General features: G+C 71.7%; 23 protein-coding genes. 19 read left to right on the forward strand and 4 right to left on the reverse strand.

Annotation, left to right across the window (positions count from 1 at the left end; all coding sequences use genetic code 11):
- Positions 1 to 52 precede the first annotated feature (52 nt).
- Entirely contained in the window at positions 53 to 1,081 is a 1,029-nt protein-coding gene (locus IEY91_RS19480) for a TolB-like translocation protein (protein WP_229697082.1), read from the forward strand.
- Between the two features lie 103 nt (positions 1,082 to 1,184).
- Here IEY91_RS19480 and IEY91_RS19485 read toward each other — a convergent pair whose 3' ends face one another.
- The gene (locus IEY91_RS19485) at positions 1,185 to 1,943 is read right to left on the reverse strand and encodes a TetR/AcrR family transcriptional regulator (RefSeq protein ID WP_189174973.1); all 759 of its coding nucleotides are present in this window, start codon (positions 1,941 to 1,943) and stop codon (positions 1,185 to 1,187) included.
- An 85-nt stretch (positions 1,944 to 2,028) separates the two neighbouring features.
- Between IEY91_RS19485 and IEY91_RS19490 the strand changes: the two genes are divergently transcribed.
- Together IEY91_RS19490 and IEY91_RS19495 are read left to right on the forward strand one after the other, a co-directional pair.
- On the forward strand, positions 2,029 to 3,036 hold the full coding sequence (locus tag IEY91_RS19490; protein ID WP_164323730.1) for an ATP-binding cassette domain-containing protein: 1,008 nt from the start codon (positions 2,029 to 2,031) through the stop codon (positions 3,034 to 3,036).
- On the forward strand, positions 3,033 to 3,896 hold the full coding sequence (locus tag IEY91_RS19495; protein WP_229697083.1) for an ABC transporter permease: 864 nt from the start codon (positions 3,033 to 3,035) through the stop codon (positions 3,894 to 3,896). Before IEY91_RS19490 ends, IEY91_RS19495 begins: the two co-directional genes overlap by 4 nt.
- A 64-nt stretch (positions 3,897 to 3,960) precedes the next feature.
- On the opposite strand, the gene serC is transcribed toward IEY91_RS19495, so the two are convergent.
- On the reverse strand, positions 3,961 to 5,079 hold the full coding sequence (gene serC, locus IEY91_RS19500) for a phosphoserine transaminase (RefSeq protein ID WP_164323732.1): 1,119 nt from the start codon (positions 5,077 to 5,079) through the stop codon (positions 3,961 to 3,963).
- 215 nt (positions 5,080 to 5,294) lie between these two features.
- On the opposite strand from serC, the gene IEY91_RS19505 reads away from it, so the two are divergent.
- The 5 genes from IEY91_RS19505 to IEY91_RS19525 all read left to right on the forward strand — a co-directional run bounded on the left by IEY91_RS19505 (position 5,295) and on the right by IEY91_RS19525 (position 11,152).
- Positions 5,295 to 5,861 carry a DinB family protein gene (locus IEY91_RS19505; protein ID WP_373287979.1) on the forward strand — a complete coding sequence of 189 codons (567 nt, stop codon included), beginning with the start codon at positions 5,295 to 5,297 and terminating at the stop codon, positions 5,859 to 5,861.
- Positions 5,862 to 5,908: 47 nt separating this feature from the next.
- A complete protein-coding gene (locus IEY91_RS19510; RefSeq protein ID WP_189174975.1) occupies positions 5,909 to 8,746 on the forward strand; it encodes an FAD-binding and (Fe-S)-binding domain-containing protein in 2,838 nt (945 codons plus the stop codon).
- A gap of 175 nt (positions 8,747 to 8,921) precedes the next feature.
- Positions 8,922 to 9,959: an EamA family transporter gene (locus IEY91_RS19515; protein WP_229697084.1), complete on the forward strand. Its 1,038-nt coding sequence runs from the start codon at positions 8,922 to 8,924 to the stop codon at positions 9,957 to 9,959.
- 167 nt (positions 9,960 to 10,126) lie between these two features.
- Positions 10,127 to 10,588, forward strand: coding sequence for a helix-turn-helix domain-containing protein (locus IEY91_RS19520; protein WP_189174976.1), 462 nt, complete (start codon positions 10,127 to 10,129; stop codon positions 10,586 to 10,588).
- Between the two features lie 3 nt (positions 10,589 to 10,591).
- Entirely contained in the window at positions 10,592 to 11,152 is a 561-nt protein-coding gene (locus IEY91_RS19525; protein ID WP_189174977.1) for a PIN domain-containing protein, read from the forward strand.
- 58 nt (positions 11,153 to 11,210) lie between these two features.
- Here the strand turns inward: IEY91_RS19525 and IEY91_RS19530 are convergent, their stop codons facing one another.
- The gene (locus IEY91_RS19530; protein ID WP_189174978.1) at positions 11,211 to 11,750 is read right to left on the reverse strand and encodes a flavoprotein; all 540 of its coding nucleotides are present in this window, start codon (positions 11,748 to 11,750) and stop codon (positions 11,211 to 11,213) included.
- A gap of 132 nt (positions 11,751 to 11,882) precedes the next feature.
- Here IEY91_RS19530 and IEY91_RS19535 point away from each other — a divergent pair, with 132 nt between their 5' ends.
- A complete protein-coding gene (locus IEY91_RS19535) occupies positions 11,883 to 13,061 on the forward strand; it encodes a helix-turn-helix domain-containing protein (RefSeq protein ID WP_189174979.1) in 1,179 nt (392 codons plus the stop codon).
- A 91-nt stretch (positions 13,062 to 13,152) separates the two neighbouring features.
- Positions 13,153 to 13,617, forward strand: coding sequence for a hypothetical protein (locus tag IEY91_RS19540; protein ID WP_189174980.1), 465 nt, complete (start codon positions 13,153 to 13,155; stop codon positions 13,615 to 13,617).
- A gap of 96 nt (positions 13,618 to 13,713) precedes the next feature.
- Here IEY91_RS19540 and IEY91_RS19545 read toward each other — a convergent pair whose 3' ends face one another.
- Entirely contained in the window at positions 13,714 to 14,289 is a 576-nt protein-coding gene (locus IEY91_RS19545) for a hypothetical protein (protein ID WP_189174981.1), read from the reverse strand.
- A 254-nt stretch (positions 14,290 to 14,543) separates the two neighbouring features.
- Here IEY91_RS19545 and IEY91_RS19550 point away from each other — a divergent pair, with 254 nt between their 5' ends.
- From IEY91_RS19550 to IEY91_RS19590, 9 genes are all read left to right on the forward strand, one after another.
- The gene (locus tag IEY91_RS19550) at positions 14,544 to 15,386 is read left to right on the forward strand and encodes a TIGR03084 family metal-binding protein (RefSeq protein ID WP_189174982.1); all 843 of its coding nucleotides are present in this window, start codon (positions 14,544 to 14,546) and stop codon (positions 15,384 to 15,386) included.
- On the forward strand, positions 15,383 to 17,098 hold the full coding sequence (locus IEY91_RS19555) for an acyclic terpene utilization AtuA family protein (protein WP_189174983.1): 1,716 nt from the start codon (positions 15,383 to 15,385) through the stop codon (positions 17,096 to 17,098). The genes IEY91_RS19550 and IEY91_RS19555 overlap by 4 nt, the downstream gene beginning before the upstream one ends.
- A 34-nt stretch (positions 17,099 to 17,132) precedes the next feature.
- On the forward strand, positions 17,133 to 18,734 hold the full coding sequence (locus tag IEY91_RS19560; RefSeq protein WP_189174984.1) for an acyl-CoA carboxylase subunit beta: 1,602 nt from the start codon (positions 17,133 to 17,135) through the stop codon (positions 18,732 to 18,734).
- Positions 18,735 to 18,789: 55 nt separating this feature from the next.
- Complete coding sequence (locus tag IEY91_RS19565) at positions 18,790 to 20,703, forward strand: acetyl/propionyl/methylcrotonyl-CoA carboxylase subunit alpha (RefSeq protein WP_189175110.1); 1,914 nt, start codon at positions 18,790 to 18,792, stop codon at positions 20,701 to 20,703.
- A 40-nt stretch (positions 20,704 to 20,743) separates the two neighbouring features.
- Complete coding sequence (locus IEY91_RS19570; RefSeq protein WP_189174985.1) at positions 20,744 to 21,907, forward strand: acyl-CoA dehydrogenase family protein; 1,164 nt, start codon at positions 20,744 to 20,746, stop codon at positions 21,905 to 21,907.
- Positions 21,908 to 21,924: 17 nt separating this feature from the next.
- Positions 21,925 to 22,674 carry an enoyl-CoA hydratase family protein gene (locus IEY91_RS19575; RefSeq protein WP_189174986.1) on the forward strand — a complete coding sequence of 250 codons (750 nt, stop codon included), beginning with the start codon at positions 21,925 to 21,927 and terminating at the stop codon, positions 22,672 to 22,674.
- Complete coding sequence (locus IEY91_RS19580; protein ID WP_189174987.1) at positions 22,662 to 23,285, forward strand: TetR/AcrR family transcriptional regulator; 624 nt, start codon at positions 22,662 to 22,664, stop codon at positions 23,283 to 23,285. Before IEY91_RS19575 ends, IEY91_RS19580 begins: the two co-directional genes overlap by 13 nt.
- Positions 23,286 to 23,462: 177 nt before the next feature.
- Positions 23,463 to 24,065: a hypothetical protein gene (locus IEY91_RS19585; protein ID WP_189174988.1), complete on the forward strand. Its 603-nt coding sequence runs from the start codon at positions 23,463 to 23,465 to the stop codon at positions 24,063 to 24,065.
- Between the two features lie 100 nt (positions 24,066 to 24,165).
- Positions 24,166 to 24,780, forward strand: coding sequence for a TetR/AcrR family transcriptional regulator (locus tag IEY91_RS19590; RefSeq protein ID WP_189174989.1), 615 nt, complete (start codon positions 24,166 to 24,168; stop codon positions 24,778 to 24,780).
- Positions 24,781 to 24,811: the final 31 nt, after the last annotated feature.

Here is a 24,811-nt window from a genome sequence, read left to right on the forward strand (position 1 = left end):
CCTCGCGCGGGCGCGCGACCGGCCGCGCCGCGCGGATGGCACGCTTGAGGCCATGCGCTCGCTTCCGCCTCTGGCCCCCGGTGCCGCCGCCACGGCTGCCACCGCCGTCGCCGTGTGCACGGCGCTCGCCCTGACCGCCCCCGCGGCCCGCGCCGACGACAAGCCGGGCAACGACGGCTTCTCGATCAAGGACCCGCGCATCACCGAGTCCAGCGGACTCGTCGCGTCCCGCGCCCACCCCGGCGTCTACTGGACCCACAACGACCAGGACAAGGGCGCCTTCCTGTACGCGGTGGACAGCAGGACGGGCAAGACGGTCGCCACGATCACGATGACGGGCGTCGGCACCCCGCGCGACGTCGAGGCGATCTCCATGGGGCCCGACGGTGATCTGTACGTCGGTGACATCGGCGACAACCTCGGCGGCAAGTGGTCCTTCGTGTGGGTCTACAAGCTGCCCGAGCCCAAGCAGCTCAAGGACCAGTCGATCCGCGCCGAGCAGTACGTCGTGAAGTACTCCGACGGCCCGCGCGACGCCGAGTCGCTGATGGTCCACCCGAAGACGGGGCGCATCTACATCGCCGACAAGAAGGAGGACGGCGAGGGCAGCCTGTACGAGAGCCCGCCGCCCGCCGAGTTGTCCACTTCACGGCCCAACATCTTCAAGCGCGTCGCCGACATCGACCTGTGGGCCACGGACGGCGCCTTCTCACCCAACGGCAAGCAGCTCGCCCTGCGGGGGTACCTGGGCGGCGTCACGTACAAGTGGGAGGGCCCCGGCGGGAAGATCAAACGCGAAGGGCGCTTGAGCGTGCCGCTGCAGCGCCAGGGCGAGTCCCTGGCCTTCAGCCCGGACGGGAGCCGGCTGATGTTCGGGACCGAGGGGCAGGAGAGCGACGTCGAGCCGAGGGATGTCGAGGGCGCCGGGTCCCCCGGCGGGGCGGCGTCGTCCGGCGGGGCGTCGTCCGACGGGGACGGGGACGGTGGGCTTGGCGGGTACAAGGGCGGGGCCCTTGCACTGGGGGCCGTGCTGGTCGCCTTCTTTGGGTTGAAGCGGTTGTTCCGGCGCAAGGAGGGGTGAGTGCCTCACTGGGTCGTGAGTGACCTGCGGGCCGGTGGGGGCTGGTCGCGCCCACGCGGCGGAGCCGCATATCGACACAGCCCCGCGCCCCTGAAGACGCTCCCTAGGCAGGCCGCACTGCGCGCGCCTTCACCAAGACCTCCAAGCCGTCCAGGATGCGCGCCAGGCCGAACTCGAAGTGGTCGAACTCTGAGCCGAAGGAGTCTTCCGACAGGCCTGCGATCAAGGGGTACTTGCCGCTTTCCATGATGCGTTCCAGGACCGGGCGTTGTGCGTCCCAGAACGCCTCGTCCGTCAGTTTGCTCTCCTCTGCCGCCTGGGCGGCCTGCACCTGGGTGCGCGCGACCCCGGCCACGTAACCCTCGACCATGATCAGTACTGAGATCAGCTCGACGTCGCGCAGGCCCATCGGCTTGATGGGGGACAGGACCAGCTCCAGGCCCTCGACCACGCTCGGGCCGAGCACCGGGCGGGCCTGGTTGACCTGGAGCAGCCAGGGGTGTTCGCGGTACTGCTCCAGGGTTCCGCGCGCGAAGGTCTCCAGGGCCGCGCGCCAGTGGTCCGGGAACGCGGCGCTGTCCCCGCCGGGCGCCTGGACGTGGTTGAGCATCAGGTCGAGCAGCTCGGCCTTGCCGGGGACGTAGCGGTAGAGCGACATCGTGCCCGTGCCGAGCTCGGTGGAGAGCCGGCGCATGGAGACCGCGGCGATGCCCTCGGCGTCGGCGAGGCGCACGGCGGTGGTGACGATCCGCTCCAGGGTCAGACCCGGTTTGGGTCCGCGCGTGGGGCGCTCGCCGCTGCCCCACATCAGTTCCAGGCTGCGTGTGATGTCGCCGCTGCCGCTGGTCTCCGTGGTCGCCATGGATCTCACGATAAGCCCTTGGGGCAAAACTGGGTACGGTGTACTCTCGATTGGGTACGGTGTACTCAGCGCACTTGGAGGGGTAGTGAGCAGCAGCGACTACGCGGTTTTCGCCCGCGGCCTGGAGAAGCGGTACGGCGACAAGCGCGCCCTCGACGGCTTCGACCTGACCGTCGAGCACGGCACGGTGCACGGCCTGCTCGGGCCGAACGGCGCGGGCAAGACCACGGCGGTGCGCGCCCTGGCGACGCTGATCAGGCTCGACGGCGGCCGGGCCGAGGTCGGCGGCGCGGACGTCGCGCGCGAGGCCCGCCAGGTCCGCTCCCGCATCGGCCTCACCGGTCAGTACGCCGCGGTGGACGAGATCCTCACCGGCCGGCAGAACCTGGAGATGTTCGGCCGCCTCTTCCACCTCGGCGGCACGCTCGCCGCGCGCCGGGCGCAGGAACTCCTCGAGCAGTTCGACCTGGAGGCCGCGGCCGACAAGGGCGCGGGCGGGTACAGCGGCGGCATGCGGCGCCGCCTCGACCTCGCCGCCTCGATGATCCTCGCCCCGTCCGTCCTGTTCCTGGACGAGCCGACGACCGGCCTCGACCCCCGCGGCCGCAGCGAAGTCTGGGACTCCGTACGCAACTTGGTGACGGGCGGCACGACCGTCCTGCTCACCACGCAGTATCTGGAGGAGGCCGACCGGCTCGCCTCCCGCATCACCGTCATCGACCAGGGCCGCGCCATCGCCGACGACACCCCCGACGGCCTGAAGGCGACCGTCGGCGGCAGCCACCTGGAGGTCGTGGTCGCCGAGGCCGCCGACCTGCCGGCCGTCGAGAAGGCCGTCGCGCGGGTCGCGAGGGGCGCCACGGAGACCGTGATCGCGGAGCGGCGCGTGCAGGCCGCGGTCACCGACCGGGTTGCCGCGCTCACCGACGTCGCCCGCACCCTCCAGGACGAGGGCATCGCCGTCGAGGACATCGGGCTGCGGCGCCCGAGCCTGGACGACGTGTTCCTGCAGCTGACGGGGGACCGGCCCGCACAGGACCGCGACGCGGACGGCGCGTACGCCACGTACGAGAAGACGGAGGCGGCAGCATGAGCGACGCGACGACGGCAGTGGCCGGAACACAGGCCGGGGTGTCCCAGGCGCCCGCGGGCCCCAGACGCGGGCGGGCCCACTGGGCGCTCGCCGACACCCTCAACATCACCCGCCGCTACCTCACCCACTTCCAGCGCCAGCCGATCACCATCGCCTGGCAGCTCGGCTTCCCCATCATCAGCGTGCTCCTGTACGGCTTCGTCTTCGGCGAGGCCATGAAGACCCCCGGCAACGAGGGCGACTACAAGCAGTTCCTGATGCCCGGCATGTTCGTGATGACGATGGCCTTCGGCTTCATGAACACCGCGATGGGCGTCGCGATGGACGCCTCCAAGGGCGTCATCGACCGCTTCCGTTCCATGCCCATGGCGCCGTCGGCGGTGTCGGCCGGACGCGGTCTGTCCGATCTCGTCGTGGCCTGCGCCGAGTTGACGATCCTCGCGCTGACGGCCCTCGCGATCGGCTGGCGCCCCGACAACGGCGTCCTGAACACGGTGGCCGCCTTCGCCCTCCTGCTCCTTCTCCGCTTCAGCCTGATCTGGGTGGGCGTCTGGCTCGGCCTGGTCGTGCCGACCCCGCAGGCGGCGGGCAGCCTGTACGGGGTGGCGTTCCCGCTGACCATGATCTCCAGCGTGTTCGTGGCCCCGTCCCTGATGCCGGACTGGCTGGGCCCGATCGCCGCGTGGAACCCGGTGTCGTCCACGGGCACGGCGGCCCGCGAACTCTTCGGCAACCCCGGTGCGGGCGGCTCCAGTTGGATCGAGCAGAACGCGGTCCTCATGGCGGTGGTGTGGCCGCTGGTGGTGACGGCGGTGTTCCTGCCGCTGGCGGTGCGGAGGTTCAAGCGGTTGAGCCGCTAGTCCGGCAACGCGAGAGGGCCCGGTACACGCGGTGTACCGGGCCCTCTCGTCTACGTACGTACGTTCACAGCTTCTCGATCACGTAATCGACGCACTTCGTGAGCGCCTCGACGTCCGCCGGGTCGATCGCCGGGAACATCGCGACGCGCAGCTGGTTGCGGCCCAGCTTGCGGTACGGCTCCGTGTCCACGATGCCGTTGGCGCGCAGCGCCTTGGCGACCGCGGCGGCGTCGATCTCGTCGGAGAAGTCGATGGTGCCGATGACCTGCGAGCGCTTGGCCGGGTCCGTGACGAACGGCGTCGCGTACTTGGACTCCTCGGCCCAGCCGTACAGCGTCCGCGCGGACGTCGCCGTGCGGCGCACCGACCAGTCCAGGCCGCCCTGGCCGTTGATCCAGTCGAGCTGCTCGGCGAGCAGGAACAGGGTGGCGAGCGCGGGGGTGTTGTACGTCTGGTTCTTGCGGGAGTTGTCGATCGCCGTGGGCAGGCTGAAGAACTCCGGCACGTGGCGGCCGCTCGCGTGCACGCGCTCGGCGCGCTCGATGGCGGCCGGGGAGAACGCGGCCACCCACAGGCCGCCGTCCGAGGCGAAGGACTTCTGCGGGGCGAAGTAGTAGACGTCGCTCTGCGCGATGTCCACGGGCAGGCCGCCCGCGCCGGACGTGGCGTCCACGAGGACCAGGGAGCCCTCGTCGGCGCCCGCGACCCGCTCGATGGGGGCGGCCACGCCGGTGGACGTCTCGTTGTGCGTGAACGCGTACACGTCCACGCCCTGCTCGGCCTCGGGAGCGGGGTGCGTGCCCGGCTCGGAGGTGATGACGGTCGGCTCCGCCAGCCACGGGGCGAGCTTGGCCGCCTTCGCGAACTTGGAGCTGAACTCACCGAAGGACAGGTGCTGGGACTTGTTCTCGATCAGGCCGTGCGTCGCCACGTCCCAGAACGCGGTGGAGCCGCCGTTGCCGAGGATCACCTCGTAACCCTCGGGGAACTGGAACAGGTCGCGCACGCCCTCGCGGACACGGCCCACCAGGTTCTTCACCGGGGCCTGGCGGTGGGACGTGCCCAGGAGAGAGGTGCCGGTGGCGGCCAGGGCGTCCAGCGCCTCGGTCCGCACCTTGGAGGGGCCCGCGCCGAAACGGCCGTCGGCGGGCTTGATGTCAGCGGGAATCTGGATCTCAGCCACGGAAGGGAGCGTAGCCGTTCCCGGGCGCGCCGGGCGGGCCCGGTCCATCCCGCGAGACGGCTCGTCCCGGGCGCGAGCTGGGCGTTAGCCGGGCTTGAGGGGCGGGGCGGCCTCCGCCAAGGGGCCGTGCTGCCTTCGGCAAGGGGCCGTGCTGCCTGCGCTCAGGGGCGGGGCCGCCGTTAACCAGTGGCGGCCCCCGACCCCCGCGGACGACCATGGCCCGCATGAGCGAACAACCCGCACGATGGACGCAGGCGACCGTCTACCCCGACATGTGGGCGGACCCGGACGACGACCCCCGCGACAGCGAGGCCAGCCCGGAGGGCGAGCTCGCGACGCTGCTCGACTTCCTCTCCGGGTACCGCCTGACCCTGCGGATGAAGTGCGAGGGCCTGGACGCGGAGCAACTGGCCCGCCGGTCGGTGCCGCCGTCCACGATGTCGCTGCTCGGCCTGGTCCGGCACCTCGCCGAGGTGGAGCGGGACTGGCGCAACTGGATCCGTGAGGACGACCTGTTGCCGCAGTTGTACGGCGAGCCCGACGGCGACTTCCACGGCGCGGTCGCCGAGCAGGCCGTCGTCGACGCCGCGTACGCCGATCTGGAGCGCGAGCAGTCAGCGATGGACGCCGAACTGGCCGAGCACCCGGACCTGGGGGCGCGTCTGGGCAAGGACAGGACGTCGGTGCGGGAGCTGATGGTGCACCGGATCGAGGAGTACGCGCGGCATTGCGGGCACGCGGATCTGTTGCGGGAGTGCGTGGACGGGCGCGTGGGGCAGTGACGGGACCTGCGGTGAGTACAGGCGCCGCCCTGGGCAACCTGTGAGGCATGGGTAACGGAAACGAGCTGGAGCAGGCGCTGCGGCACGCGGTGCGCGGGGACGTCGACTTCTCGGTGACCGGGCGCGCCCTGTTCACCATGGACGCGTCCAACTACCGCCGCGTCCCACGTGCCGTGGTCGCCCCGCGCGACGCCGCCGACGTCGCGGCCACCCTCGCCGCGTGCCGCGACCACGGCGTCCCCGTCGTGGCCAGAGGCGCGGGCACCTCCATCGCCGGGCAGGCCACCGGCACCGGCGTCGTCCTGGACTTCACCCGCCACATGGACCGGATCCTCGACCTGGACCCGCAGGAGCGGACCGCCCGCGTGCAGCCCGGCGTCGTACTCGACACCCTCAGGGACGCGGCCGCCGCCCACGGACTCACCTTCGGCCCCGACCCCTCCACCCACAGCCGCTGCACCCTCGGCGGCATGATCGGCAACAACTCCTGCGGCTCGCACTCGGTGGCGTGGGGCACGACGGCGGACAACGTCCACGATCTTTCGGTCATCGCGGGCGACGGCGACATCCCGCGCACGCTCGTGCGCGGGAGTTGGGACGGCGCCCCCGCGGGCCTGCGCCCCCTGGTGGACGCCCACTTGGCCACGCTGCGCACCGGCTTTCCCGACCTTCCGCGCCGCATCTCCGGCTACGCCCTCGACGCCCTCCTGCCCGAACGCGGCCCCGACCTGCCCCGCTTCTTCTGCGGCAGCGAGGGCACCCTCGGCGTGCTCACCGAGGCCACGGTCCGCCTCGTCGAGGCGCCGCGCGCGCGGGCGCTCGCCGTCCTCGGATACGTCGACGAGAGCGCGGCGGCCGAGGCCGCCCCCGGACTGCTCCCGCACCGCCCCCTCACCGTCGAGGGCATGGCCGCCGACCTCGTGCGGGACACGGGCGGGCTGCCCAAGGGCGGTGCCTGGCTGTTCGTGGAGACGGGCGGGGCGAGCCCGGCCGAGGCACGGGCGCACGCCACCGCGATCGTGCGCGCCGCGGACTGCGTGGACGCCGTCGTCGTCGACGAACCGGCGCGGCAGCGCGCCCTGTGGCGGGTGCGCGAGGACGCGTCCGGCACGGCGACCCGCATGCCGGACGGCAGTGAGGCCTGGCCCGGCTGGGAGGACTGCGCGGTGCCGCCCGCCCGACTCGGGCCCTATCTGCGGGAGTTCCGCGCGCTGCTCACCGAGCACGGCCTGCGCGGCACCCCGTACGGGCACTTCGGCGACGGCTGCATTCACGTACGCATCGACTTCGACCTCCTCTCCGAGGCGGGCGTGGGCCGCTTCCGCCGCTTCTCCGAGGACCTCGCCGACCTCGTCGTCGCGCACGGGGGCTCGCTGTCCGGCGAACACGGCGACGGGCAGGCGCGCGCGGAGCTGCTCCCGAAGATGTACGGTCGCGAACTCGTAGGCCTCTTCGAGCAGGTCAAGGACCTCTGGGACCCGGCGGGCCTCCTCAACCCCGACATGCTGGTCCGCCCCGCCCCCCTCGACACGAACCTCCGCTTCACGCCGCTGCCGCGCGAGCCCGTCGACGTGGCCTTCGGTTACCCGCACGACGGCGGGGACTTCTCGGCGGCCGTACGCAGGTGCGTGGGCGTCGCCAAGTGCCGTACGCCGACGGCTGCTTCGGGCGGTGGCGTCATGTGCCCCTCGTTCCGCGCCACCGGCGAGGAGGAGCACTCCACGCGGGGGCGCGCCCGGCTGCTGCACGAGATGCTGGCGGGCGAGGTGGTCACGGACGGCTGGCGCTCGACCGAGGTGCGCGACGCGCTCGACCTGTGCCTGTCCTGCAAGGGCTGCCGCTCCGACTGCCCGGTCGGCGTCGACATGGCCACGTACAAGGCGGAGTTCCTGCACCAGCATTACGCGGGGCGACGGCGGCCCGCCGCCCACTACGCGATGGGGCGGCTGCCGCGGTGGCTGCGGGTGGTGGCGGCGACGCGGTCCGCCCGCCTTGTCAACCTGCTCGCGTCCGTCGGGCCGCTGGCCGCGCTCGCCAAGCGGCTTGGCGGGATCGAGCCGCGGCGGGGGTTGCCGCGGGTGGCTGCGCGGACGTTTCGGCGGTGGTGGCGTACGCGTGGGGGCGCTTCTGTGGGGCGTGCGGGCGTTCCCGGCCGCTCCGTCGGCACGGTTGTCCTGTGGCCCGACACCTTCACCGACCACCTCTCGCCCTCCGTCGCACGTGCCGCCGTGCGCGTACTCGAAGCGGCGGGCCTGACGGTCGTGCTGCCGCCGGACGGCGTGTGCTGCGGGCTCACGTACGTCTCCACGGGCCAGCTCGACCGGGCTCGCGCGGTGCAGCGCCGCACGCTGGAGCTGATGCGCCCGCTCCTGGAGCGCCTGGGCGAGGGCACGCCGCTCGTCGTCCTGGAACCGAGCTGCGCGGCGGCCCTGAAGACGGACCTGGTGGAACTGGGCGGCGTGGGCGACGCGGCCGCGCGGACACTCGCCGCCTCCGTCCGCACCTTCGCGCAGACCCTGGAGGAGTACGCCCCCGACTGGCGCCCGCCGCGCCTGGACCGCCCCGCCGTCGGCCAGACCCACTGCCACCAGCACGCCGTCCTCGGCGACGCGGCCGAACGCCGGCTGCGCGCCGCCGCGGGCCTGGACGGCGAACTGGCCGGCGGCTGCTGCGGCCTCGCGGGCAACTTCGGCTTCGAGAAGGGGCACTACGAGGTGTCGACGGCGTGCGCGGAGGAGCAGCTCCTGCCGTCCGTGCGGCAGGCGCCGGAGGGGGCGGAGGTCCTGGCGGACGGCTTTTCGTGTCGTACGCAGTTGGAGCAGATGGCGGGGGTGCGGGGGCGGCACCTCGCGGAGGTGCTCGCGGAGGCGCTGGACGAGGGGTGAGCGTCGTTCCCTGACGCGGCGCCCGGGACTTTGCGGGTGTACGTCCGGTTCTGCCACTCGTAAGCTGCGAAAGGGTTCCACAATCCTGACGTAGTCCATTACCTTGGACGGAAGAGTCCATGAGCTTGGACTGTACGGAAGGTCGTCGTGGCGGCGACGGCGGGAAAGGCTTGGCGTGAACATCTCGCGTACGGATGGGTCGGCTGCTGCGCCGGTTCCGGGTGCCGCGGCGTCGGCGGCCGGTGACGTGCCGGTGGCGGCGGTGGAGGCACCGGCCACCGTCGGTCAGCCCGAGGTCGCGGGGGAAGCCGCCGATGCCGCGTCGGACGGCGCCGGAAGCCGCCGTGCCGCCCTCGCGCCCGTGGGCCTCGTCCTCGCGGGCTGCGTCTCCGTGCAGTTCGGCGGTGCGATCGCCGTCAGCCTGATGCCGCGTGCCGGGGCGCTGGGCGTGGTCACGCTGCGCCTCTTCTTCGCCGCGGTCGTCCTCCTTGTCATCTGCCGCCCCCGGCTGCGCGGGCACTCGCGCTCGGACTGGGGCACGGTCCTCGCCTTCGGCGCGACGCTGGCCGCGATGAACGGCCTCTTCTACCAGGCGGTCGACCGCATCCCGCTGGGCCCGGCGGTCACGCTGGAGGTCCTGGGGCCGCTGGCCCTCTCCGTCATCGCGTCGCGCCGGGCGGTGAACGCCGTCTGGGCGGGGCTTGCCCTGTGCGGTGTGTTCCTGCTCGGCGGGGGCGGGAGCGGGGGCTTCGCCGCGCTGGACAAGGTCGGCGTGGCGTACGCGCTGGCGGCGGGCGCGATGTGGGCGACGTACATCGTGTTCAGCGCCCGCACGGGCCGCCGCTTCCCGCAGGCGGACGGCCTGGCCCTGGCGATGGCGGTGGCGGCGATCCTGGTCCTGCCCCTGGGCATCGTCGAATCGGGTTCGAAACTCACGGTCCCCAGCACCCTGGGCCTCGCGGCCGCCGTGGCCGTCATGTCCTCCGTCCTCCCCTACACCCTCGAACTCCTCGCCCTGCGCCGCCTCCCCGCATCGACATTCGCGGTCATGATGAGCCTCGAACCGGCCATCGCCGCCATCGCCGGCTTCCTCATCCTCAACCAGTCCCTCACCCTCCTGGAGTCCCTCGCGATCACCCTGGTCATCGCGGCGAGCATGGGGGCTGTGCGGACTCAGGTGGGACAGGGGAAGGCGAAGGTGCCGCAGGGGTGAGGGGGGTAGGCGCCATGTGTTCTGTTGCGCTTATTTCGAATATTGCGGATACTTTGATTTGTGGCACAGCGCTGACACGACCATGAGACCGCCACGCCAGCCCGCGGTCGCGCCAACGGCAGCGGACTATCACTGGCGCCCACCCACGGCATCTAGGGGCGCGCGAAATGACCAAGATTGATGTTCGCCCGGTGAAACTTCCGGACGAGAAGCAGGAATCTGCAAATCAGGCCCTCTCCCGGGTTCGGGACTACCTGGCGGAACACCAGGACGCATCCCAGGTCCGAGTCACCGTCCAGGACGGAGTCGACCGCGAGCCCCTGGTTCTCCCTCGCGAAGCTGTAGAACTGCTCGCTTCGCTGCTGGCGCACCTGGGTGCCGGCCGGGCCGTGTCCATCGTTCCGTCCGACGCCGAGCTCACCACTCAGCAAGCGGCCGACATGCTCAACGTGTCCCGCCCCTTCCTCATCGGCCTCCTGGACGCCGAGGAGATCGAGTACCGAACGGTTGGCTCGCACCGCAGAATCACCGCGTCGTCCTTGCTGGAGTACCAGCGCAGAGACGATCACCGTCGTCGACTGGTGGCTGATGAGCTCACCCAGCTCGGCCAGGAGATGGGAACGATCTAGGGCATGGCTTTCGTCGCCATCTACGACGCCAATGTCTTGTATCCGAGCACTTTGCGTGACGTTCTCATTCGCGTGGCGCAGGCTGGTCTCGTACAGGCGAAGTGGACGGACCAGATCCTGGATGAGACCTTCCGCAACCTGAAGGAGAACCGGCCCGACCTGGATCCGCGGAAGTTGGATCTGACACGGGATCGGATGGCGGGGGCGATCCGGGATGTCCTGGTCAAGGGATACGAACCGCTGATCGACATACTCGATCTGCCGGACCCCGGCGACCGTCATGTCCTGGCGGCTGCCATTCGGGCGAAGGCGCAGGTCATCGTCACGTCCAACCTGAGGGACTTTCCCGCCGAGAAGTTGTCCGCCTGGGACGTGCAGGCCGTCCATCCGGATGCGTTCATCGAAGCGCAGGTCGGCCTGTCTCCCGGGCTGGTGTATGCCGTGCTCGCGCAGATGGCGGACGTGTGGAGGAAGCCGCCCAACGCGGTGGTCGCCGATGTGATCGATTCCTTGGAGCGGGAGGGGCTGGTGGCGTCGGCGGCGGCGCTGCGGGCGTTGACCTGACCGCCTTCTGGCGCTTCTGCGGAGGCACCCAACGACAAGCCTGGGCGCCCCATTCGCATCAGCGGGCCACGCGCCGCACCGCGTCCAGCGCCGGACCCCACGGGTAGGCGTCCGGCGTGCCCGAGCCGGGCGGGTTGGGCGTGAAGCCTCCCTCGCCGTAGAGGACCGTGACGCCTTGGTCGCGCAGCTCGGCGACGCTGCGGTCGAGGGCGCGGTGCCGCGCGTACGCGGCGTTCACGCACGGCACCGCGACCGTGGGGATGCGCTTGCCGATCGCTTCGGCGACGACGCCCACGACGAAGGTGTGGGTGAGTCCGAGCGCCCACGCGTTGATGCTGTTGAAGGTCACCGGCGCGAAAAGGATCGCGTCCGCCTTGGGCCACACGTCCGGCTCGCCGGGGCGCTTGTACTGGCTGCGCACCGGGTGCCCCGTGAGCGAGGCGAGACCGTCGAGACCGTCACCGAGCCACTCCGCCGCCGTAGGCGTCAGCCCGACGCAGACGTTCCACCCGTCCGCCTGCGCCGTCTCGATGACACCCGCGAGATCGAACACCGGGGGTGCGGCGGAGCCGAACAGGTACAGCGTCCGTGAGGCCATGTCCCTCATCCCACCGTGTGTGGTCGATCAGCCGCAACCGACCCGTGCCCACGTGGAGTGGGGAAGCGACGAGTGCGGTGGCGCACGGCGCGGGTAGCGTTCCATCCGGCGAGTCAGGAACGGAGTTCCCGTATGCCCAGACACCGTGACACCAGGGCCCGGATCGTCGAGCAGCGCAAGCTTGCCGGGCTGACCCAGCAGGGGCTCGCGCTCAGGGCGGGCTACTCCTACAGCCTGGTCCACCAGGTCGAGAGCGGCCACAAGACGCCGAGTCCCGGCTTCGTCGCCGCGGTCGCGCGGGCGCTGCGCATTGACGTCACGGCCCTGACCGGACAGCCCTACATGACCGAGCTGCGACAGGACCGGATCGCCGAGCTCATCCGCCCCATCCGGGAATCCCTCGACCTGTACGACCTCGGGCCGGACCCGGACCTGGCGACGAGGAGTCCGGCCGAACTGGTGGTGGCCGCAGACACGTTGTGCGCGCACGTGCGTGCCACTCAGCTGAACAGGGCGGCGCGGGCACTGCCGCAGGTGGTCGCCGAACTCACCACGGTTGCCTACCGGCAGCCGTCACGGGAGTTGTGGGCCGCACTCGGCTCCACGTACCGGAGCGCACACGACATCACCGTCAAGCTCGGCTTCTACGATCTCTCCACCATCGCCCTGGACCGGATGGAGTGGGCGGCACAGCGTGCCTCCGATCCGCTGCTGTCCGCAGTGCGCCAGTACATGCGAGGGCTCGTGTACTTCCGCGAGGGGGAGCACACCATCGGGCAGCGCCTCGTGGCAGCCGGACACAGGGCCTTGGAGCAGGCCGAGGAGAGCACCGCGTCCCTCGCCGTGGCCGGGCAGCTCCATCTGGGCGCCACGGTCATCGCTGCCCGCGCGCGCGACGCCGACGGCGTCGCCCTGCACCTGGCCGAGGCCGGGGCGATCGCGGACCGGGTCGGCGAGGCCGGGAGCGTGCACTGGCTGTCTTTCGGCCCCGCGAATGTCGCGGCACACGAGGTGTCCGCACTCGCCGAACTGCGCGACTACGGCAAGGCGGTCGAGAAGGCACGGAAGGTGACGCTTCCCCGTGACTGGCCGGCCTCGCGAAGAGCCCACCTCCTGATCGACCGGGCCCGCTCGGAGGTGGAGACGGGCCGGATCGACGCGGCGACGAGGTCCCTGCTTCAGGCTCGCGAAGTCGCGCCCCAACAGACGAGATATCACCCTGGCGCACGCGAGACGATCCACGAACTCGTTCATCAACAGCGGCGTGCGCAGGACACGGTCAGCCACCTCGCAGCCTGGATCGGCATATGACGGGAGTTGTCACCGAAGGGTGACAGTTGCCGCTCCTGCGCCTTGCCACCCTGGTCATAGACCTGATCAGCGAGGACGGCAGGGGTGTGACGTGAACGTCCACGAGAACCGAACGATCTCCGACTGGCTGGCATACGCCCACCCCGTCCCGGGCCAAGCCCACGCGGAGTGGTCGCACCACGGCATCGCCCTGCTCCCGCTCGGCCGCCGCTTCGACGCCGTCCGCGTCCCCGCCGAGCGCATCCACGCCGCCGTCGGCAGCGACGAACCCCGTACGGTGGCCGCCGCGCTGGCCGATTGGCTGCACGGCCCCGTGATCCGGGACACCCGGAGCGGCGGCCGGCCGTACTACGCGCTGGTCGCCCCGTCCGCCGCCTGGGACGGCCCCGAGGAACGCCTCACCACCGGCACCTACCTCGGCGTGCCCCGCCCCGGCAGCCCCTCGATGCTCGCGGCCTGGGCGGTCCCACCCCAGCACCCCGGCAACCTCTGCGACCCGGCACACCTGCGCGCCCTGCTCTCGACCGTTGACGCCCTGAGGACGGTCGAACCATGAGCGTGCCTCACTCCACCCCGCCTCCGCCCGACGACCCGTCGTCCCACCTCTACGCCGCCTATATGCGGCACCTCAGCCACTGTTCGCATGACCACCTCACGACTCAGTGCGTCGAGGGCACCCGCCTGCGCCGGGCATGGCGAGAGGCGCAGGCCGCGTCCCTGCGGGCGCTGCAGACGCGTCAGCTCGGCGGCAACGCCGCTGGTAGTACGCGTACGTCAGGGCAAGAACCAACGGACCCCACAGGGCGATCAAGCCGCTGACCGTGGACGCCAGTAGCTGCCACCACACGTTTGTGTACGGGACGTCCGAGAAGCCGGCGACGTGGAAGGTGCAGAGCACCCAGTCGACCAGCAGCGCGGTGAAGAGCAGCCCCCCGAGCGTCCCGGGCACGATCACCGCGAAAGGCGGGATGCGCCTGCCGCCGAGCATCGGTACCCAGCCCGGCACCGTCTCGCCCCACGGGCGCACCAGACCGCGGCACAGCAGCGCGAACGCCTCGGACAGCAGGCTGAGCGCGAGGACGTAGGACACGCTGGCCCACCGGTTCCACGGCGTGGGCGAAGCGTCCATGCCCATCATGAAGTCGACCCCGATGGGCAGCCGCCACAGGCATACCGGCAGGCCGATGAGGGGGATCAGGCGGGCGGTGCGCTCTGCCCAGAGCGGCACGGGCCGCTCGGTCCCCTCGGTTCCTTCGACCGCCCTCGTCGCTCTCGTCGCTCTCGTCGGACTCGCTTCGCTGATTGCCATGGGGATCACTGTTCTGGATCCGAGGCACGCAGAAATCAGGCCAGCTCATGATCCGCTTCCCCCGCGCGGCGGAGGCGCCGTCATCCTGCAAAAGATAACCAAGCACGCTTGATTGTTTCTCGTGGCGCTGCCATGCTCCAGGACACACCGCCGTCCCCCGAGGGGAGCGCCCCGTGTCCGACGTGCCCAAAGCCGCGCCGCCCGTGTCCGGTGCCGCCAGTACCGTCATCGCCGTTCTCGATGATCTGCGCGACGAGAGTGCCGAACTCGACCAGTTGGTCGGGGAGTTGGGTGACGAGGAGTGGGCGGTGCACACCCCCGCCGTGGGGTGGACCATCGCGCATCAGGTCGCCCACCTCGCCTGGACCGATCAGGCCGCCCTGCTCGCCGCCACCGACGCCGACGCGTTCGCCGCGCACGCGGTTGTGGCGATGAAGTCGCCGGACACCTTCGTCGACGACGGGGCCCGGGAAGGGGCCGCGCTGCCGCCCGCCGAGCTGCTCGCCCGCTGGCGGGCCGGGCGGGACGAGTTGCAGCGGGTGCTGCGCGCCGCCCCCGCCGGGGCTCGTTTCCCCTGGTACGGGCCGCCCATGTCCGCCGCCTCCGTCGGGACCGCCCGGCTGATGGAGACCTGGGCCCACGCCCAGGACGTCGCCGACGCCCTCGGCGTCCACCGCGTGCCCACCGACCGGCTCCGCCACGTCGCCCGCATCGGCGTCCGGGCTCGTGACTACGCGTACGCGGTGCGGGGGCTCACTCCGCCCGCCGAGGACTTCCGCGTCGAACTCGTCGCCCCGAGTGGTGAGTTGTGGACGTTCGGGGAGGAGGGCGCCACCCAGCGCGTCACCGGGACCGCCCTCGACTTCTGCCTTCTCGCCACCCGGCGCGCCCACCGCGACGACCTCGACCTGCGAGCCGAAGGGGCCGACGCCGACCAGTGGCTCGGCATCGCCCAGGCCTTCGCCGGGCCGCCCGGGGAGGGGCGGGAGGCCTCGGCGGGGGGTGGGGCGGCGTGAGCGGTGACGGCCAGGGCGTTCTCCGTATCGGCAACGCCAGTGGGTTCTACGGTGATCGGCACAGTGCCGTACAGGAAATGCTCACCGGCGGGCCCCTCGACGTCCTCACCGGTGACTATCTCGCCGAGCTGACCATGCTCATCCTCGGTCGCGATCGCCTCAAGGACCCGGATCGCGGTTACGCGAAGACGTTTCTGCGGCAGATGGAGGAGTGTCTGGGGGAGGCGCTGGCGAGAGGTGTGCGGGTTGTTGCCAATGCCGGAGGGCTCAACCCCGCCGGGTTGGCCGACAGGATCCGGGAGTTGGCCGACCGCCTCGGCCTGGAGGCCCGTGTCGCCCACGTCGAAGGCGACGACCTCGGACCCCGCCACCCCGACGCCCTCACCGCCCACGCCTACCTCGGCGGCTTCGGCATCGCCGCGGCGCTCCGCGCCGGCGCGGACGTCGTCGTCACCGGGCGCGTCACCGACGCCGCCCTCGTCACCGGGCCCGCCGCCGCCCACTTCGGCTGGGGACCCGGCGACCACGACCGGCTCGCCGGCGCCGTCGTCGCCGGGCACATCCTGGAATGCGGCACCCAGGCCACCGGCGGCAATTACGCCTTCTTCACGGAGAAGCCCACGTCCACCCTCCTCCACCCGGGCTTCCCACTGGCCGAGATCCACGAAGACGGCTCCTGCGTCATCACCAAGCACCCCGGCACCGGCGGCGTCGTCGACCTCGGCACCGTCACCGCCCAGCTCCTGTACGAGACCTCCGGCGCCCGCTACGCCGGGCCCGACGTCACCGCCCGCCTCGACACCGTCCGCCTCACCCCGGACGGCCCCGACCGCGTCCGCGTCGACGGCGTACGCGGTGAGGCCCCGCCGCCCACCCTCAAGGCCGGACTCACCCGCGTCGGCGGGCACCGCAACGAGGTCGTGTTCGTCCTCACCGGGCTCGACATCGACGCCAAGGCCGATCTTGTACGCGATCAGATCGAGGACGCCCTCGGGCGGGCCAAGTCCCGCCCCGAGTCCGTGCGTTGGGAGCTCGCCCGCACCGATCACCCCGACGCCCCCACCGAGGAGACCGCCAGCGCCCTGCTGCGGCTCGTCGTGCGCGACCGGGACGCGGACCTCGTCGGCCGCGCCGTCACGGGCGCCGCGATCGAGCTCGCCCTCGGCAGCTACCCCGGTTTCCACGTCACGGCCCCGCCCGGCAAGGGCACCCCGTACGGCGTCTTCGAGGCCGTGTACGTCGACGCCACGACCGTCGACCACGTGGCGGTCCTCGACGACGGCGGCCGCCGTGTGCGCATTCCGGCGCCGGGGGACACGCGGGAGTTGGCCGACCTCCAGCCTCCGCCGCTGCCCGAGCCGTTGGCGTACGACAAGACCGACACCCGCCGCGCCCCCCTCGGCCTGATCGCCGGAGCCCGCAGCGGGGACAAGGGCGGGGACGCGAACGTCGGCGTGTGGGTGCGTACCGACGACGCGTGGCGGTGGCTCGCCCACACCCTCACGGTCGAGTTGTTCCGTGAACTTCTGCCGGAGACCGCGGACTTGGCCGTACGGAGACACGTCCTGCCCAACCTCCGCGCCCTCAACTTCGTCGTCGAGGGCATCCTCGGCGACGGCGTCGCCTCGCAGGCCCGCTTCGACCCGCAGGCCAAGGCCCTCGGCGAGTGGCTGCGCGCCCGCCACGTCGACCTACCGGAGAGCCTGCTGTGACCGCCGAGGCTCCTGTGACCGTGGAGGTACAACCGTGACCGTGCTCGCGTCCGCGCTCGACCCCGCGAGCCCCGAATACGCCGCCCACCGCGAAGCCATGCTCGCCAAGCTCACCGAGCTTGACGCCGAGCAGGCCAAGGCGCTGGAGGGCGGGGGTGAGAAGTACGTCCAACGGCATCGCGACCGTGGGAAGTTGCTCGCCCGGGAGCGCATCGAGCTGCTGCTCGACCCCGACACGCCGTTCCTGGAGCTGTCGCCGCTCGCGGCGTGGGGGAGCGAGTACCCGGTCGGAGCCTCCATGGTCACCGGGATCGGTGTCGTGGAGGGTGTGGAGTGTCTGATCACCGCCAATGATCCGACGGTACGCGGCGGAGCCAGCAATCCCTGGACGCTGAAGAAGGCGTTCCGCGCGCACGAGATCGGGCACGCCAACCGGCTGCCGTCCATCCACCTCGTGGAGTCGGGGGGTGCCGATCTGCCCTCCCAGAAGGAGATCTTCATCCCGGGCGGCGCCCTCTTCAAGCACCTCACGCAGTCCTCGGCGGCCGGCATCCCGACCATCGCGGTCGTCTTCGGGAACTCCACGGCGGGCGGTGCCTACGTACCCGGCCTGTGCGACCACGTGATCATGGTCAAGGAGCGCGCGAAGGTGTTCCTCGGCGGGCCGCCGCTGGTGAAGATGGCCACGGGGGAGGAATCGGGCGACGAGGAACTCGGCGGCGCCGAGATGCACGCCCGCACCTCCGGCCTCGCCGACCACCTCGCCCAGGACGAGCACGACGCGCTGCGCCAGACCCGCCGCGTCGTCGCCCGCCTCAACTGGCGCAAGGCGCACGCCGATCCGGCCACCCTCGCGGCCCCCCCGAAGTACGACGCCGACGAACTCCTCGGCGTCGTCCCCGGCGACCTGCGCACCCCCTTCGACCCGCGCGAGGTCATCGCGCGCATCGTCGACGGCTCCGACTTCGACGAGTTCAAGCCCCTCTACGGGACGAGCCTCGTCACCGGCTGGGCCGCGCTGCACGGCTACCCCATCGGCATCCTCGCCAACGCCCAGGGCGTGCTGTTCTCCGAGGAGTCGCAGAAGGCCGCCCAGTTCATCCAGCTCGCCAACCAGCGCGACATCCCGCTGCTCTTCCTGCACAACACCACCGGCTACATGGTCGGCAAGGAGTACGAACAGGGCGGCATCATCAAGCACGGCGCCATGATGATCAACGCGGTCTCCAACAGCCGGGTGCCGCATCTGTCGGTCCTGGTCGGCGCCTCGTACGGCGCCGGGCACTACGGCATGTGCGGCCGCGCCTACGACCCCCGCTTCCTGTTCGCCTGGCCCAGCGCCAAGTCCGCCGTGATGGGTCCGCAGCAGCTCGCGGGCGTCCTGTCGATCGTCGCCCGGCAGTCCGCGGCGGCCAAGGGCAAGCCGTACGACGACGACGCCGACGCGGCGCTGCGCGCGATGGTGGAGCAGCAGATCGAGTCCGAGTCGCTGCCGATGTTCCTCTCGGGGCGGCTGTACGACGACGGGGTGATCGACCCGCGCGACACCCGCACCGTCCTCGGCATCTGCCTGTCCGCGATCCACACGGCCCCGGTCGAGGGCGCCCGCGGCGGCTTCGGCGTCTTCAGGATGTAGGAACAAGGTGACTGGATCCCCCATGACTTCCCAATCCCCCATGCCCTCCCGGCCGTTGATATCCAAGCTTTTGGTCGCCAACCGGGGCGAGATCGCCTGCCGCGTCTTCCGTACGTGCCGTGCGCTCGGCATCGCCACGGTCGCCGTGCACTCCGACGCCGACGCGGGCGCCCTTCACGTACGCGAGGCGGACGAGGCGGTACGACTGCCGGGCGCGGCGCCCTCCGAGACGTATCTGCGCGGCGAACTGATCGTGAAGGCCGCGCAGGCGGCGGGCGCGGACGCCGTCCATCCCGGCTACGGGTTCCTGTCCGAGAACGCCGAGTTCGCGCGGGCCGTCGCCGACGCGGGCCTGACGTGGATCGGGCCGCCGCCGGAGGCCATCGAGGCGATGGCGTCCAAGACGCGCGCGAAGGAACTGATGGGCCTCGCGCCGCTCGCCGCCGACGCGGTGACGGAGGCCGATCTGCCGGTGCTTGTGAAGGCTGCCGCCGGTGGTGGCGGGCGCGGGATGCGGGTCGTACGTGAACTCGACGCGCTGAAGGGCGAGTTGGAGGCTGCGCGGGCCGAGGCCGCCAGTGCCTTCGGGGACGGTGAAGTGTTCGTCGAGCCGTACGTCGAGGGCGGGCGGCACGTCGAGGTGCAGGTCCTCGCGGACGCGTACGGGACGGTGTGGCCGCTGGGGACGCGTGACTGCACGCTGCAGCGCCGCCACCAGAAGGTGATCGAGGAGTCCCCGGCGCCGGGCCTTGGCAAGGAACTCGTCGGCGGATTGCATGAGTTGGCGGTGCGCGCCGCCCGCGCCACCGACTACCGGGGCGCGGGCACCGTCGAGTTCCTGGTCGCCGCCGACGGCACCGCGCACTTCCTGGAGATGAACACCCGCCTCCAGGTCGAACACCCCGTCACGGAGGCCGTGTTCGGCCTCGATCTGGTCGCCCTGCAGATCCGGATCGCGGAGGGCGAGCCGCTGGAGGGCCCGGAGCCGCCGCCCGCGCGCGGTCACGCCGTCGAGGCCCGGCTCTACGCCGAGGACCCGGCGGCCGGCTGGGCGCCGCAGACCGGCACCCTGCACCGCCTGTCCGTGCCGGACGGGGTGCGCCTCGACACGGGGTACGCGGACGGCGACACCGTCGGCGTGCACTACGACGCGATGCTCGCGAAGGTCGTCGCCCACGCGCCCACCCGCGCGGAGGCACTCCGCAAGCTCGCGGGCGCCCTGGACCGGACCGTCGTACACGGCCCGGTCACCAACCGTGAGCTGCTCGTACGCTCCCTGCGGCACGCGGAGTTCACGGCCGCCCGCATGGACACGTCGTTCTACGACCGGCATCTGCCGGAGCTGACGGCGGCGGACCCCGGCCCCGGGTCCCGGTACGCGCCGCTGGCCGCCGCGCTCGCCGACGCCTGCGGGCGGTCCCGGTTCGGGGGCTGGCGCAATCTGCGGTCGCAGGAGCAGGTCAAGCGGTACCGGAACGAGGCGGACGGGGTCGAGCACGAGGTCCGGTACGCGGATACGCGGGGCGGTCCGGTCGCGGAGGGCGTGCGGGTGGTGCGGGCCTCTCGAGGTCGAGTCGCACTCGAAGTGGACGGCGTGCGGCGGGAGTTCGCCGTCACGCGCTACGGCGGCGACCGCGTGTACGTCGGGAACGTGGCGCTCACCGCGCTGCCGCTGCTGCCCGAGCCCACCGTGCGGCAGGAGCCGGGCTCCCTGCTCGCGCCGATGCCGGGGACGGTGCTGCGGGTGGCTGAGGGTCTTGCGGAGGGCGCGCGGGTCACGGCCGGGCAGCCGGTCGTCTGGCTGGAGGCGATGAAGATGGAGCACCGCGTCGTGGCTCCCGCCTCCGGAGTACTCACGGCGCTGCACGCGGAAGCAGGCAGGCAGGTCGAGGTGGGCGCACTGCTCGCGGTGGTCCAGGAGGACACCGAGGACGCCGAGGACAACGAGGACACCGAAGGCGCCCAGTAAGTCGCAGCGTGATCGTGGACGACGTACAGGAGGAAGAACTGTGAACGCTCCCGTCCTTGAAACCGAGGAACACAAGGCACTGCGCGCGGCCGTCGCGGCGCTCGGCAAGCGCTACGGCCGCACCTACATGACCCGCGTCGTCCAGAGCGAGGGCCACCCCGACGAACTGTGGGCGGACGCCGCCAAGCTGGGCTACCTGGGCGTGAACCTGCCCGAGGAGTACGGCGGCGGAGGCGGAGGCATCGCCGAACTCTCCATCGTCCTGGAGGAGTTGGGCGCGGCGGGCAGCCCGCTGCTCATGCTGGTGGTGTCCCCGGCGATCTGCGGCACGGTGATCGCCCGCTTCGGTACGGAGGCGCAGAAGCGCGAGTGGCTGCCCGGCCTGGCCGACGGCAGCCGGACGATGGCGTTCGGCATCACCGAGCCCGACGCGGGCTCCAATTCGCACCGCATCACCACCACCGCCCGCAGGGACGGCGACGACTGGATCCTCACCGGCCGCAAGGTCTTCATCTCCGGCGTCGACATCGCCGACGCGACCCTCATCGTCGGCCGCACCGAGGACGCCCGCACGGGCAAGCTCAAACCCTGCCTGTTCATCGTCCCGCGCGACGCGCCCGGCTTCACGCGCAACCGCATCGACATGGAACTCCAGGCGCCGGAGAAGCAGTTCGAGCTGGTCCTGGAGGACGTGCGGCTGCCGTCGGACGCGCTCGTCGGCGACGAGGACGCGGGCCTGCTCCAGCTCTTCGCGGGGCTCAACCCCGAGCGCATCATGACGGCGGCGTTCTCGCTGGGCATGGCGCGGTTCGCGCTGGCGCGGGCGGTGGAGTACGCGAAGGAACGCACCGTGTGGAAGCAGCCCATCGGAGGCCACCAGGCGATCGCGCACCCCCTCGCCCAGTCGCACATCGAGATCGAGCTGGCCCGCCTGATGATGCAGAAGGCGGCCCGGCTGTACGACGACGGCGACGACATGGGCGCGGGCGAGGCCGCGAACATGGCGAAGTTCGCGGCGGCCGACGCCTGTGTGAAGGCCGTGGACCAGGCGGTGCACACCCTCGGCGGCAACGGTCTGACCAAGGAGTTCGGGCTCGCCTCGCTCATCGTGGCGTCCCGCGTCGCGCGGATCGCGCCGGTGAGCCGGGAGATGATCCTGAACTTCGTGTCCCACCAGAGCCTGGGCCTGCCCAAGTCGTACTAGTCGCAGCTGGAGTCGTCATGGCAGTGGTCCTCGTCTCGCCGCCCGACCGCGGCATCGTCACCCTCACCCTGGATTCGCCCGCCAACCGCAACGCGCTCTCGGCTGCACTCGTGAGCGAACTCTCCGCCGCGCTTGCGGAGTTGGGCAAGGACGACGCCGTACGCGCGATCGTCCTCACCCACACCGGCACCACCTTCTGCGCGGGCGCGGACCTGCGCGAACCGCCGGACCCGGGGGCGTTCGTGGCGCTCCTCCGGCAGCTCGTGGAGCTGCCGAAGCCGGTGGTGGCGCGGGTGACGGGGCATGTCCGGGCGGGTGGGCTCGGGCTGCTCGCGGCGTGCGACATCGCGGTGGCCGACGCCGAAGCGGCCTCCTTCGCGCTGACCGAGGTGCACATCGGTGTCGTACCGGCGGTGATCTCCCTGACCCTGCTGCCGCGCCTCGACCCGCGCGCGGCGAGCCGCTACTACCTCACCGGGGAGCGGTTCGACGCGGCGGAGGCGGCGCGGATCGGCCTGGTCTCGGCGTACGCGGCCGAGGGCGAGGACGTCGACGGGGTGCTCGCGCCCGTCCTCGACGGGCTGCGCAAGGCCGCCCCCGGGGCGCTGGCCGACACGAAACGGCTGGTCACGGCCGAGATGCTCAGCGCGTTCGACAACGACGCGGACGCCCTCGTCGCCCTGTCCGCACGCCGCTTCGGCTCCGCCGAGGCGCGGGAGGGCATGGCGGCGTTCCTGGAACGAAGGGAGCGTTCATGGGCGCTGTGACCGAGCCCGACCGGTCGCCCAAGCAGGACCGCAGCCGGGCCACGCGGCAGCGCCTCCTCGAAGCCGCCGTGGCCTGCCTCGCCGACCGCGGCTGGACCGGCTCCACCGTGGCCGTGGTCGCCGAGCACGCCGGTGTCTCGCGGGGCGCGGCACAGCACCACTTCCCCACCCGCGAAGACCTCTTCACCGCCTCCGTCGAGTACGTCGCCGAGCAGCGCTCCGCCGCCCTGCGCGGCCTCTTCCCCGCGGAGGCCGCGGCCCCCGACCGCCGCGCCGTCGTCACCGCCCTCGTCGACCTCTACACCGGCACGCTGTTCCGCGCCGCGCTGCACCTGTGGGTCGCGGCCTCCCATGAACCCCAACTGGGTTTCCGGGTCGTCGAGTTGGAGGGCCGCGTGGGGCGCGAGACGCACCGGATGGCCGTGGAGCTGCTCGGCGCGGACGAGTCGGCCCCAGGGGTCCGGGAGACCATCCAGGGCTTCCTGGACATGGCGCGGGGCCTCGGCCTCGCGAACCTCCTCACGGACGACGGGGCGCGACGGGAGCGGGTGGTGGCGCAGTGGACATCGGTCCTCGATGACGTCCTCGGCCGGAACCGCCGTGGTCCGTAGCGTCCACCAAGGGTTTCTCCGCAGCGTCCACCAAAGGTTTATCCATGGCGTCCACCAGAGGTTTATCCGGCTCAACTCCTCGGTAGATGACTCGGCTTCGTCCCGCTGGAATCTTCTGAGTGCGCCGCGAAACGCGGCGGCTTCAGCAGAGAACCGCGAAGATCCAGGGGGAACCACATGGCAGTCACGAAGGGCCGCTTCGCCGTCGCGGCCGCAGGAGCGTTGCTGATGCTCGGCACGGGCGTGGCCTCGGCCCAGGCGGGGTCCGCCGCACCGAGCACACCGCGCTTCGCCTCGCAGGCCGAGTCCGCGCGCCTGACCAGTGCGCAGACCACGGCGCTGCAGGCGGACGTGGACCGCTACCTGAAGAAGACGGGCGGGACCCAGGTCGCGCTCAACAAGATCGACCTCAAGGGCAAGGGCCAGATCCTCGTCGCCCTCCCGGGCGAGGACCGTCCGCGCGACTTCGCCTCGGGCGACGGGATGCGCATGGCCGCCGACCCGTGCAAGAGTCCGGTGGTGTCCAAGACCTTCTGTGCTTACCAGAAGGACAACTTCGAGGGCACCAGGATCGACATGGTCACGTGCAATAAGAAGTACTACGTGTCCACTTGGGGCAGGGGCGGTTCTTGGATCAACGACCAGACCCGCAACCTGGAGAGCCGCCGGGCCAGGATGTACAACCCCAGGGGTGACATGGTCTACAAGACGCCACAGGCGTACAGCTTTGACAAGCACGGCGACTGGAACCCCGTCCGCTACGTCATCCCCTGCTGGTAGCAGGCCCCTCCACACCTCCACACAGCGGCGCGCCCGGTCCGGCAGCGGACCGGGGGCGCTGGCCGTCGCCAGGAAATGTGTCACGGCTAGGGTTCTTGACGTGTTCGACAAGACGGAGGCGGATCGCGCGCCCAAGCAGGACCGCAGCCGCGTCACCCGGCAGCGGCTCCTTGAGGCGGCCGTGTCCTGCCTCGCCGAGCACGGGTGGGCGGGGTCGACCGTGTCGGTGGTCGCGGAGCGGGCCGGGGTGTCGCGCGGGGCCGCCCAGCATCACTTCCGTACGCGTGAGGAGCTGTTCACCGCCGCGGTGGAGTACGTCGCCGAGGAGCGGTCGGCCGCGTTGCGGGGGCTGTTCCCGGACGCGGGCGGGGGCGTGGCCGGGGCCGACCGGACGGCGGTGGTCGCGGCCCTGGTCGACCTCTACACGGGCCCGCTGTTCCGGGCCGCGCTCCAGCTCTGGGTCGCCGCGTCCAACGAGGAGCAACTGAGCCCTCGGGTCGCCGAGTTGGAGGCCCGCGTCGGCCGGGAGACGCACCGCATCGCGGTGGAGCTGCTCGGCGCCGACGAGAGCGGGAGCGGTGTCCGGGAGACCGTGCAGGGGCTGCTCGACATGGCGCGGGGCCTGGGCCTCGCGAACCTCCTCACCGATGACGCGGTGCGGCGGAAGCGGGTCGTGGCGCAGTGGGGACGCCTGGTGGACGAGGCGTTGGGCTGACGGCCCCGCCCTCCACTCAGCCCCGCCCCGC

The sequence above is a fragment of the Streptomyces lasiicapitis genome (assembly GCF_014646335.1).
Lineage (GTDB): Bacteria > Actinomycetota > Actinomycetes > Streptomycetales > Streptomycetaceae > Streptomyces > Streptomyces lasiicapitis.

Excerpts from the sequence above, each read along its gene's own strand:
- IEY91_RS19480 (WP_229697082.1), top strand. The coding sequence starts at position 53 with ATGCGCTCGCTTCCGCCTCTGGCCCCCGGTGCCGCCGCCACGGCTGCC.
- IEY91_RS19485 (WP_189174973.1), bottom strand. The coding sequence starts at position 1,943 with ATGGCGACCACGGAGACCAGCGGCAGCGGCGACATCACACGCAGCCTG.
- IEY91_RS19495 (WP_229697083.1), top strand. The coding sequence starts at position 3,033 with ATGAGCGACGCGACGACGGCAGTGGCCGGAACACAGGCCGGGGTGTCC.
- IEY91_RS19505 (WP_373287979.1), top strand. The coding sequence starts at position 5,295 with ATGGCCCGCATGAGCGAACAACCCGCACGATGGACGCAGGCGACCGTC.
- IEY91_RS19510 (WP_189174975.1), top strand. The coding sequence starts at position 5,909 with ATGGGTAACGGAAACGAGCTGGAGCAGGCGCTGCGGCACGCGGTGCGC.
- IEY91_RS19520 (WP_189174976.1), top strand. The coding sequence starts at position 10,127 with ATGACCAAGATTGATGTTCGCCCGGTGAAACTTCCGGACGAGAAGCAG.
- IEY91_RS19525 (WP_189174977.1), top strand. The coding sequence starts at position 10,592 with ATGGCTTTCGTCGCCATCTACGACGCCAATGTCTTGTATCCGAGCACT.
- IEY91_RS19530 (WP_189174978.1), bottom strand. The coding sequence starts at position 11,750 with ATGGCCTCACGGACGCTGTACCTGTTCGGCTCCGCCGCACCCCCGGTG.
- IEY91_RS19535 (WP_189174979.1), top strand. The coding sequence starts at position 11,883 with ATGCCCAGACACCGTGACACCAGGGCCCGGATCGTCGAGCAGCGCAAG.
- IEY91_RS19575 (WP_189174986.1), top strand. The coding sequence starts at position 21,925 with ATGGCAGTGGTCCTCGTCTCGCCGCCCGACCGCGGCATCGTCACCCTC.
- IEY91_RS19580 (WP_189174987.1), top strand. The coding sequence starts at position 22,662 with ATGGGCGCTGTGACCGAGCCCGACCGGTCGCCCAAGCAGGACCGCAGC.
- IEY91_RS19585 (WP_189174988.1), top strand. The coding sequence starts at position 23,463 with ATGGCAGTCACGAAGGGCCGCTTCGCCGTCGCGGCCGCAGGAGCGTTG.